At 66.0% G+C, this 11,982-nt stretch carries 4 protein-coding genes and 1 pseudogene; 1 reads left to right on the forward strand and 4 read right to left on the reverse strand.

Annotation, left to right across the window (positions count from 1 at the left end; all coding sequences use genetic code 11):
• The 4 genes and pseudogenes from EC912_RS15635 to EC912_RS15650 all read right to left on the reverse strand — a co-directional run.
• Nucleotides 1–236: pseudogene (locus tag EC912_RS15635) on the reverse strand (type II secretion system protein GspE); the annotation flags it as partial.
• A gap of 198 nt (nt 237–434) precedes the next feature.
• Nucleotides 435–7,757 carry an ESPR-type extended signal peptide-containing protein gene (locus EC912_RS15640; RefSeq protein ID WP_165973632.1) on the reverse strand — a complete coding sequence of 2,441 codons (7,323 nt, stop codon included), beginning with the start codon at nt 7,755–7,757 and terminating at the stop codon, nt 435–437.
• A gap of 231 nt (nt 7,758–7,988) precedes the next feature.
• Nucleotides 7,989–10,007, reverse strand: coding sequence for a PA domain-containing protein (locus EC912_RS15645; RefSeq protein ID WP_132145781.1), 2,019 nt, complete (start codon nt 10,005–10,007; stop codon nt 7,989–7,991).
• A complete protein-coding gene (locus EC912_RS15650) occupies nt 10,004–10,444 on the reverse strand; it encodes a post-PEP-CTERM-1 domain-containing protein (RefSeq protein ID WP_132145783.1) in 441 nt (146 codons plus the stop codon). Before EC912_RS15650 ends, EC912_RS15645 begins: the two co-directional genes overlap by 4 nt.
• Before the next feature lie 650 nt (nt 10,445–11,094).
• On the opposite strand from EC912_RS15650, the gene EC912_RS15655 reads away from it, so the two are divergent.
• Entirely contained in the window at nt 11,095–11,880 is a 786-nt protein-coding gene (locus EC912_RS15655; RefSeq protein ID WP_132145785.1) for a TatD family hydrolase, read from the forward strand.
• Nucleotides 11,881–11,982: the final 102 nt, after the last annotated feature.

The following is an 11,982-nucleotide window of genomic DNA, read 5'->3' on the forward strand; positions in this document are numbered from 1 at the left end:
GCCAGCAGCGGCAAAGCCAGCAGCTCGGACCAGGCATCGGCCAGGTCCCGCTCCGAGACCAGACCCAACCGCGCCATCAGCGCGGTCAACGTGCCTTCGGGCGATTCGTCGTGCAGACGGCGGGCGCGGGTCAGGTCGCTGTCTTTAAGACGGCCACGCGCTACCAGATAGGCGCAGATCTCGACCTCGCCCGGTTCGCCAGTCAGCATGTCCTTATGCGCGGTCGTCGCCGACATGCGTTCTCCAGATCCAGTGCGATCGTTGGGGTTGCGTCCGCACAATCCTGTACGTACGGGCCCACATTGTTATCACATACCGGGCACGCTCGGCGACCACCGTTCCGGGTAATGCGACGCAACTCAAACAACGAGGGCCGGCGCACAGCGCCGGCCCTGCGTGATTTCCCGAAATTCCCCAGCGGAATTCCGGCCTGTTTACCAGCCGATACCTACACCCACGCCACCGGAACTCTCACTTCCACTGACGGCGGCACCGAAGGTGACGTTGGCGTTGGGAGCAAGGGAACGCGAGTACCCAACGGACAACGCCGCCTGGCCCCGATAACCGCCCACGCCCACGCCGATACGATTATCCGTATTAATGCCCTGGGTACTGAATGCCATCTGCGACATCGCCGCACCCATCGCCCCCACCTTGTTCAGCTTGTCGTCCAGACGCGTGAACCGGTTATCCGTATCGCGCTTGAACTGGTCGAACGACGAACCGCTGACCATCGAGCCGACCTTCTGATCGGTATATGCCTTGGCACTATTGAGCGTCTGCACATCGCCGTTGTCCGCGTACTGCTTCGCCGTCGTCAGCGCCTGATCGACCTGCCCCACATTGGCGGCATCGGTAGGCGCCGTGCCCGCCGCGACGTTGACCACACGACGCTGCGCCGTGGACGTGCCCACGGACACGGTGTTTGCCTGATCCGCGACCGAGCCCGCACCGAGCGCGACGGCGTTCGTCGCATTAGCTGTGACGGTCGCATTCGTGCCTATGGCGGTGCTGTTATCCGCGCCGATCGTGGCGTTGTTGCCGATAGCGAGATCGCCCGGATCCTTGGCATGGCTACCGGTACCGATCGCGATGCCGTTGCCGGTGCCTTCGGCAATGGCTGCGGGCGTCACGGCAGCGGGTGCCGCCACCGCGGGCGGTGCGACTTCGGCTTCGACACGAGGCGTGATGATTCCGCCGCCACCACCACCGGACCTGCCACTTTCGAGCGAGTTCACGCGACCGTTCAGGCTGGTCAACGCGCCGTCCAGTGCACCCAGCGCGTCGCCAATGCTGTGATACGACGATCCCTGGGCCCGATAAACCGGCCCGATGAAACCCGTCGCCCCCATGGTCGCGCCGCCGCCCAGAGCCTGGGCCACCGCGTCGCCATAGCTCGCCGCACCGGCGGCAACGGCATCCATGGCGGATACCGCCTCGCCCAGCTGCTTCACGTTCACGGCATCGGTCGCACGCGTACCGGCCGCCACGTTCGTAATCTGCCGCTCGTTGCCGGTGCTGCCTACGGAGACCGTATTCGCACGATTGGCGGTCGAGTTGGCGCCGAGCGCCACGGAATTGGCCCCGTTCGCGGTAGCGCTATATCCGATCGCGGTACTGTTTGCCGCCGACGCCGTGGAATGGCCGCCGATCGCCACCGTGTGATTCGCGGAAGCGGCAGCCAGATAGCCGTTGGCAACCGATTCCTTTCCGCTGGCCAGACTCTCCGCACCGGTAGCCGTCGCACTTTCTCCCGACGCGGTGGCGTAGTAGCCGCTCGCCGTTGCCTCGACACCCGATGCTTCGCTCAATGCACCCGTCGCCAGCGCGCCGTCGCCACTCGCCACGCTTACCGCGCCGACCGCGGTCGACTGCTCGCCGCTGGCCAGGCTCTCGGCACCGTTTGCCGTACCGTATTCCTTCGTCGCCTGCGCTTTCGCACCGGTAGCGGTCGAACTCGCTCCCAACGCCGCCGCGTTGAAACCGCTGGCAGTCGCATTCTTCGCCGCCGCCGTCGCACCGCTACCCAGGGCCGTCGTGCCATCTCCGAGACCGAAGGACGATGAGCCGACCGCCGTCGCGTACTTGCCCTTGACCTCCGCATCGTCGTTACCGTCGCCGGTCGCGGCGACGTAGCGGCTGGCGGCGCCGACATGGTCCGCAAGATGGTTCAACTGATCGACGTTCACCGCGTCGGTACCCGTGGTACCGGCGGCGACATTGGTCACCTGGCGTTCCTTGCCGACGTCGCCGACCGACACCGTATTGGCTCGCGTGGTCACTGAGTTCGCACCCAACGCCACCGAGTTGGCCGCATTCGCCGCCGCCTGGTATCCGAGGGACGTGCTGTTCGCGCCCGATGCCACGGCGAGGCCGCCGACCGCGGTTGCATTCGCGGTAGCCGCATAGCTGCCGCTGCCGATGGCGGTCGCGAAATCGCCGTCCGTCGCCGCACCCGCGCCGACCGCCGTCGACTGGACGCCACCCGCGCTCGACTGCGCGCCGATAGCACTGGCGCCGAGATCGCTTGCCGACGCCGTTTCGCCGAAGGCCACGCTGGAGGCACCGCGAGCGGTACTGTTCCAGCCGATCGCCGAAGCGTACTCACCCGTAGCCCACGAACCCGCGCCCAGTGCCACCGCACCGGCTCCGCTGGCCATGGCCGGGAAGAGCCCGAAGGACGACCCACCGATCGCAATGCTTTCCACGCCCGTCGCCTGCGCGCTTTCACCCACCGCGACGCTGCTCGCACCGGCCGCGGTACTCTGCGTGCCGACCGCCGTCGAGAAATCGCCAGTCGCGTTGGCTACCGCACCCAGCGCCAGCGACTGACCACCCGCCGCGTTCGCACCCACACCGAACGACGACGCCGCGAAACCTTCCGCCTGCGCACTCGCGCCGACCGCCGTACCGCCGACACCCGCACTTGTCGCCCCGGTTTCCACCGGCACGCCGCCGCTGGTGATCAGCGGATTGCCCTTCTCGTCAACCGCCACGCTACCGACCGCGACACTGCCCGGGCCGTGCGCCTGCGCGCTCGCGCCATACGCCGAGCTGTTGATGCCGTCCGCGACACTGTTGGTACCCGTCGCCGTGGAATTCACGCCCAGCGCAATCGCGCCGCTGCCCAGTGCCGTCGCACCCTGCGCCGCCGCGAACGCCGCCGAACCCACCGCCGTTGCGTACTGACCCAACGCCTGCGCATCGTCGGTGCCATCGCTCAGACCGTTGGCCTTGAAGTAATGGCTCGCGTCCGCAACGCTGCCCGACACCGCATCGAGCTGCCCCTTGTTCACCGCGTCGGTCGCTTCCGTACCGGCCGCGACATTCGTGATCTGCCGCTCGCTGCCGACATCGCCAACCGATACCGTGTTCGCCCGGTTGTTGACCGAGTTCGCACCAAGGGCGACCGAGTCGACGGCACTGGCCGTCGCATTCGCGCCAAGCGCCGTGCTGTTATCCGCCTTGGCATATGACGCCGCACCGACCGCCGTGCTGTTCACACCTCTGGCATAGCTATTCCAGCCGAGACCCGTCGCATAGTCCGCCGTCGCCCAGGCACCGGCACCGAAGGCCGATGCACCCAGCCCCGTCGCTTGCGCGGGAATAAAGCCGAAGAAGGTCGAGCCGCCGACGGCCACGCTTTCATCGCCGGTCGCTTGTGCACTCTCGCCCACCGCGACGCTGCTCGCGCCGGCCGCCGTGCTTTGCGTACCGACGGCCGTCGACAGGCTGCCTGTCGCGTTCGCGACCGCACCCAGCGCCAGCGACTGACTGCCCGCCGCGTTCGCACCCACACCGAACGACGACGCCGCGAAACCTTCCGCCTGCGCACTCGCGCCGACCGCCGTACCGCCAACACCCGCACTCGTCGCACCGGTTTCCACCGGCACACCGCCACTGGTGATCAGCGGATTACCGTTCTCGTCGACCGCGACGCTACCGACCGCGACACTGCCCGGACCATGCGCCTGCGCACTCGCACCGTAGGCCGAACTATTGATCCCGTCCGCGACACTGTTGGTACCCGTCGCCGTGGCATTCACGCCCAGCGCAACCGCGCCGCTACCGAGCGCTGTCGCACCCTGCGCCGCCGCGAACGCCGCCGAACCCACCGCCGTTGCGTACTGACCCAACGCCTGCGCATCGTCGCTGCCATCGCCCAGACCGTTGGCCTTGAAGTAATGGCTGGCGTCGGCAACGCTGCCCGATACCGCGTCGAGCTGGGTCTTGTTCACCGCGTCGGTACCTTCCGTACCGGCCGCGACATTCGTGACCTGCCGCTCGTTACCCACATCGCCGACCGATACCGTGTTGTCGCGACTGGTAAACGAATTCGCGCCGATCGCGACGGCGTTATTCGATGCCACCAGCGAACCCGCACCCAGTGCCGTGCTGTTGTCGCCGAACGCCCAGGCTCCCGAGCCAAGCGCCACCGAGTTCGCACTCTCGATACCGAGTCCGGCGAAACCCGTTTCCGCACCATTGCCGATAGCGACGCTATTGGTACCCGAAGCACTCGAACCCGTACCCAGCGCCACCGCTCCGCCGCTATACGCCGCCGACCGATAGCCCGCGGCAAGCGACACAGCGCCGGCCGCGTAGGACTGACCGCCAAGTGCCGTCGCGCCCGCGCCGGATGCCTCGGAAAGATAACCGGCCGATGTCGACTGCTCGCCAGCGGCGAATGCCGCCGTGCCAAGCGCCGTGCCGAACTTTCCCGCCGCCTGCGCGCTTGCGCCGACCGCCGTCGACGACAGCCCGGACGCATTGGCGGGACCGACCGCCTCACCCGTCGAGCTGTACGTAATCAGTGGCTTGCCGTTTTCATCGACTGCCTGACCGCCGATGGCCGTCGCACCGTTCGCCGATGCACTGGCACCCGCGCCATATGCCGAACTCTGCACACCTTGCGCCGTGCTGTTGAAGCCGGTGGCCGTGGACTGATTGCCTAATGCCGTTGCGCCGCTGCCGTACGCCGTCGCACCGGTGCCATGCGCGAATGCACTTGAGCCCGCCGCCGTTGCGAGATCGCCATCGGCCTGCGCATTGTCGGTCCCATCGCTCAGACCGTTGGCCTTGAAGTAATGGCTGGCGTCCGCGACGCTACTCGACACCGCGTCGAGCTGATTTTTGTTCACGGCATCGGTGCCTTCCGTACCGGCCGCGACATTCGTGATCTGCCGCTCGCTGCCGGCATCGCCAACCGATACCGTGTTCGCCCGGTTGTTGACCGAATTCGCACCGATGGCGACCGAGTCGACGGCATTGGCGGTGGAGTTCGCGCCAAGCGCCGTACTGTTATCCGCCAGCGCAAACGCCGACGCACCCACCGCCGTACTGTTCACACCTTTGGCGTAACTGTTCCAGCCGAGACCCGTCGCATAGTCCGCCGTCGCCCAGGCACCGGCACCGAAGGCCGATGCACCCAGCCCCGTCGCTTGCGCGGGAATAAAGCCGAAGAAGGTCGAGCCGCCGACGGCCACGCTTTCATCGCCGGTCGCCTGCGCACTCTCGCCCACCGCGACGCTGCTCGCACCGGCCGCCGTGCTTTGCGTACCGACGGCCGTCGACAGGCTGCCCGTCGCATTGGCGACCGCACCCAGCGCCAGCGACTGACTGCCCGCCGCGTTCGCACCCACACCGAACGACGACGCCGCGAAACCTTCCGCCTGCGCACTCGCACCGACCGCCGTACCGCCGACACCCGCACTCGTCGCACCGGTTTCCACCGGCACACCGCCACTGGTGATCAGCGGATTACCGTTCTCGTCGACCGCGACGCTACCGACCGCGACACTGCCCGGACCATGCGCCTGCGCGCTCGCGCCATACGCCGAGCTGTTGATGCCGTCCGCGACACTGTTGGTACCCGTCGCCGTGGAATTCACGCCCAGCGCAATCGCGCCGCTGCCGAGCGCTGTCGCACCCTGCGCCGCCGCAAATGCTGCCGAACCCACCGCCGTTGCATACTGACCCAACGCCTGCGCATCGTCGCTGCCATCGCTCAGGCCATTGGCCTTGAAGTAATGGCTGGCGTCGGCAACGCTGCCCGACACCGCATCGAGCTGGGTCTTGTTCACCGCATCGGTACCTTCCGTACCGGCCGCGACATTCGTAATCTGCCGCTCTTTCCCGACATCGCCAACCGACACCGTGTTGTCACGGGTGTTGTACGAATCCGCACCGATCGCGACCGAGTTATTGGCAATCGTCCATGCGTTCGCACCGATCGACGTACTGTTATCACCCAGTACCCAACTGCCCGCACCGACCGCGACCGCGTTCGCGCTTTCCAGACCGAACAAACTGAAGCCCGTTTCGGCAAGATTGCCGATGGCGATGCTGTTCGCACCCGCCGCGCTCGCACCGCCGCCGATGGCGACCGCACCCGCGCTGTACGCCGCTGCCTGATAACCCGATGCCAGCGACAGATCGCCCGCCGCATAAGCCTGGCTACCCGTCGCGGTCGCACCCGCGCCAGAGGCCTCGGCGAGGAAACCCGCCGCCGTCGACTGCTCGCCAGCGGCAAAGGCTGCCGTACCGAGCGCCGTACCGAACTGCCCTGCCGCCTGCGCACTTGCGCCCACCGCCGTCGAAGACAGGCCGGATGCGCTGGCCGGACCGACCGCTTCGCCCGTCGCGTTATACGTAATCAGTGGTTTGCCATTCGCGTCCACCGCCTGGCCGCCGATGGCCGTCGCGCCATTCGCCGACGCACTCGCACCCGCGCCATACGCCGAACTCTGCACGCCTTGCGCCGTGCTGTTGAAACCGGAGGCCGTCGATTGATTGCCGAATGCCGTCGCGCCACTGCCGTACGCCGTCGCACCGGTGCCATGCGCGAACGCGCTCGATCCCGCCGCGGTGGCCAGGTTGCCATCGGCCTGCGCGTTGTCGCTGCCGTCGCCCAGGCCATTGGCTTTGAAGTAATGACTGGCATCGGCAACGCTGCCAGCCAGCTTGTCGAGCTGCGCCTTGTTCACCGCATCGGTAGCGGTCGTACCGGCAGCAACGTTCGTGATCTGCCGTTCCGCGCCCGCCTTGCCGACGGAAACGCTGTCCGCCCGATTCGCCACGGAGCCCGCGCCGATCGCTACGGCGTTATCCGCCGTCGCTTTGGCGTTCTGCCCGAGGGCCGTGCTGTCGTCGCCCGTCGCACGACTGCCCTGACCCACGGCCGTACTGGCATTGCCGGTCGCGCGGCTGCTGTCGCCAACCGCCGTCGACGTCGCGCCGGTCGCGCGTGCGCCGGTACCCAATGCGCTGCTCTGAACACCGCTCGCGCGGCTGCCCTGACCGATCGCGATTGCCGATGTCTGGCTTGCCACGGCGTCCTGACCCAGCGCCGTCGCCTGCAGGCCCGTCGCGCGACTGCTCTGACCCACGGCAGTCGCATAGTCCTTCGTCGCCGCCGCGTCCTGACCGAATGCCGCGCTCGCGCTACCCGTCGAGCGGCTCATGGTCCCCACGGCCGTGCTGTACGCGCCGGAGGCTCGCGCCGATACACCGCACGCAAATGCCGAATCGCCCTTCGCCACGGGCGCCAGGCCGGAAAAATCGCCCGCGCAGATCGTGCCCGCCTGTGCGGGTACGCTGCCCAGCGCCAGCAGTGCGCCGGCTGCCAGCGGCAGCACCATCATCGATGCACGAACGCGCCGGGCACTCCCGCCCTTGCCGTTCGCGCGAGCTAGCTCCGAGGCAACGACCAGCATGCCGAGCGACTTGTTCCAAACCTTGCTGTAAATGGTGTTCACAGACTTTCCTCCCACGGAAACCGCGTCTGAGCGAATGAGTGACGGCGCCTGAGGCGCCACCGGACTGCGTGCTGTACGTACGTCGCCCATACGCGGCGTACCGGAATTCACGCGGCCGCCGGGTATTGACCCGTTCGGCCGTCCATACGTCGATATCTGTCTTCCCCTGCCCGCGCTGCGCGGGCCCCTTGAAAGAAGTCCCGGCGAACCGGGACTTCTTCTTTCAGCCAGTTACTGCGTATAACCCGCGTACACGGAGACACCCGAGAACGCCTTCGTTCCCGCGCTTACCTTCAGGTAATACGTGGCTGCCGCCCTCGGCGCGGCGATCGTCACCGCTTCGGTATTGCCCGGCCGCTGCGACACGAAGTCGTAAGCGGTCGTGGTCGGCTCGGCATCCGCCTTGACGTACAGGGTCACGTCGCCGGTCGAACCGCCGAATGTGCGGAACGAAAGGTTCTTCGCACCCGCCGGAACGGTGATCTTGTAGAGCACCGAACTACCCGCCGCACCGTTCTGGCCGCCGAGCGCTACGCCGTTGGCAAGCACGATCGCGGGCGTACCCGGATTGCTGCCACCGGAGCCCCACGCATCGAACTGCTTCTGCGTTTCGGCGCTGGAAAGGCAAGCGTTGAGGCTGGTGGCCTGTGCCGCGGTGATGAGACCATCGGCCGCAAGCTGCGAGGCATAGCTGGCGATAGCCGTGCGGTAGTCGCCCACGGAGGCCGCGGCACCCGCGAGCACCTTCGCGTTCGAGATCACATTGGCACCGACGATCACGCCACCCGGCACCAGGGTCGGAATACCCGTGTCGCAGGTAAGCAACTTCTGCGTCGTGGTGTTGAGGCTCCAGCCGATGTCCTTGAACAGTGCCGGTGTCAGGTCGACGTCGACCTGGCCTTCGAGATTCTGGCTGATCGCGTATTCCATGATCGCGTTCGGCGTCAGACGCGTGTCGTAATGCGAGAACGACGAACCCTGTGCGAGTACGGTCGGGGCATAGATCAGCACGTTGCCGGCCGCATCGGCGCCGGCAAGACCGGAACCCAGTGCAACCGCGCCGGTCAGACCGGTCAGGTTCGCCTTCAGCGTATTGCCGTCCACCTGGCTTACCGCGATGACCGGAATGGTCACCGGCGATGCGGGCGTTCCGCCCGGGGTGATGGCACCCGCCTGGTTGTTCGCGATGATTACGCCGCTGGCGCCAGCGGACTGTGCGTTGAGCGTCTTCACCGTGAAGTCGCAGGTACCGCGATCGATAATGGCGATCTTGCCCGCCACGTCGGCCGCATTGGTAAGCGCGACGCAACCGAGCGAATCGGCGCCGCTCTGCGCCCTGACGACGCTACCGGTGAGATTCGACGACGTCGCGGTCGGCCCGAAAGCCGCCTGCGAGAAGCCGTAATCGCCCGCGGCGCCAGCCGGTGCGGAAACGCGGAACACCTGGGGCGTGGTCAGTGCCAGCGGTGCTTCGGCTTTTACCGTCGCGCCGCTGAATACGAGTTTGCCGTCGTCCAGCGCGGCGGTAACGCGCTGCGCATCGGTCAGGTCGTACCACTTCTTCTGCTGCGTGTCGGAGTAAACGAAGGTCGAATAGATATCCGGATGCGGAACGCCGTTGCTGTCCGGATAACCCTGACCCGTCGTCAGGCTGCCGAAGCCGGAGAAGCCCAGGCCATGCGCCATTTCGTGGAGCACGACATTGAGGAAGTTGATCGAGCCCGCGGGCGTCTTGCCGTCGAGACCGAAGTACCACGACGAACCCTCGAGACAACCCGGCGTACCAAGAGCGCCGTTGAACTGGCTCTGGATATCGGCGGTGCCGGGCGCGCCGTCTTCGTGCGCGAGTGCGTCGGTCAGAGCGGAGTGATACCAGGTATTGGCCACCGCGCCTGCCGGCAGATTGGCCGCGTCGAAGGTGAAGATGCTGACCGTGCCCGACGAACCGAGCACACCCGAGGTCGCGTCGCAGGACAGCTTTTTGAACGTCGCGTTGTTGATGATCGGCACGTCGCTTTGCAGGACGGCACCCCAGATATCGGCGGCGAACTGATAAACGATCAACGCCTGCTTGCCGCGCGTCGTCCCCGGATTGCCGCCTACCGGCACCGCGGGAGTCGGATCGTCGAGACCCTTGCCTGTGCCGGTGTCCTGGTTGACGATCTTGATTTCGGCAGCCGACGCGGTAGCGATGGTGCCGAACATTCCTACCGCGGCAAGCGCGGTAAACAGCAGCGTACGGCGGATCATCGCGTCACCTCCGGTGCCTTCGAGCTCGACGGCGTCTGGCCGTCGTCGTGATGGATGGCGAGGCTGCCGTCCGGCAAACGCTCGGCCACGACACTGCTCATCAGGCTCGCCGGCACTTTCACCGACGTAGCCGTCGCACCGTTGCGGAACTGAACCTTCTTGAAGGTGGAACGCGCCTCGACTTCGTTGAGCGGCTGACCGACGAAGGCACTTTGCTGCAATGCCTTGGCGCCGATGGCCTGAGAAAGTGCCGCACGCTCGGCGGCGGTCGGCTCACGCAAACGGCCCGTTGCCGGATCGATGGCCACCTGGACGCCCTGCAAGGTGACTGTTTGCTGGGCGGCCTGCGGCGTATCGGCCGCGTATGCACTGCCAGCTACGGTGAAGATGCCCGTCAGCACGAGGCCTGCGGCCTGTGCCAGTGATCGTGAAGTCATGAAGCTTTCTCCCATGATGTGGCGCCGGGACCCCTCCCTGCGCGCCGGCCGGCGAAGGCCCCCCTTCACCGACGAAAACTCGTGGCGTTGCCGAATTACGAGTGCCCTGATTCCGGAGCGGGTGGCTGCACTGGTCGTAAAACCGTGCGGACCTCGCTCTTTCTTACGGTCTCAGCTAGCGGCGACAGCGGGTATCCGCCATCGGATGTAGACCGGGTGGGCGCGTAGCCCGACATGGCCTGGCGCAATCGGACGCGCCCGCGACGGGCAAGGACATGCCCGGCATGAGGAAGGAACGGCACTTCCCCGGATAAAGACGATCTACCATTCGCACTACTCCTTCAGTGGCATCGCTGCGGCGACCGGAGACCGGTCGGTACCCCTTGCATCCTTCCTGGACGTCATCGATGGAAGCGCTCCCCCCGGAGCTCCCGTTCCCCTGCTTGCGACGTCAATAAATTGACGTCGTCATGGAACCTAACAGCGCACGAACTTGCGAGTCAATCGTTTGACGCATGAATTTTCGACACATCGAAACGGGTCCCAATGGAATGCAATACGAGAGATAATTTCCCGTATTTTCAAACAGATGCAGACCTGGTCAACATGCTCCATTCCATTCAAACCATCGTTACAAAGCGAAAGAAAACATGGACTTGATCGACATCGGCGCCAACCTCACCCACGAATCTTTTCGTCACGATTTTGACGACGTACTCGCCCGCGCCACCGCGCACGGCGTTGGCAAAATGGTGATTACGGGCGCATCGAAGGAAGGCAGCGAGCACGCGCTGACGCTCGCCCGTGCATCGGGAGGACGCCTGTTCGCGACGGCGGGCATACATCCGCACCACGCCATCGACTACGACGACGATGTCGATGCCCTGCTACGGACACTGGCCAGCGAACCGGAGGTACGCGCGGTCGGCGAAACGGGACTGGATTACCACCGCAACTACTCGCCACCCGACGTCCAGCGCGCCGTCTTCGAGCGGCAATTACAAATTGCCGTCGACCTCGGCATGCCGGTCTTCCTGCACCAGCGCGATGCGCATGACGATTTCATCGCGTTGCTCGCGCGCTATCGCGACCGCCTTCCCGCAGCGGTAGTGCATTGCTTCACGGACACACGCGAGGCCATGCTCGACTACCTCGCACTGGACTGCCATATCGGCATCACCGGCTGGATCTGCGACGAACGTCGCGGCAACCATCTGCGCGAATTCGTGCGCGACATTCCGGCGAACCGGCTGATGCTGGAAACGGACGCACCCTACCTGCTGCCACGCACGGTGCGGCCACAACCGAAGCATCGCAGGAACGAGCCCATGTACCTGGCGCACATCCGCGACGAGGTAGCGAAAGACCGCGGCGAATCGGTCGAGGCGCTGAGCGAGGCAACGACGCGCACGGCGGAGGCATTTTTCGGTATCTGAACCACCCGCTCCGTGTAGGAGCCCGCTTGCGGGCGAAAGCCAACAAGGCGAGGAAGACGGATGCTTACCTCCGCGAGCCCGGTCTGTGGGCTGCGGATGTCA

The sequence above is a fragment of the Luteibacter rhizovicinus genome, assembly GCF_004342265.1.
Classification (GTDB): Bacteria; Pseudomonadota; Gammaproteobacteria; order Xanthomonadales; family Rhodanobacteraceae; genus Luteibacter; species Luteibacter rhizovicinus_B.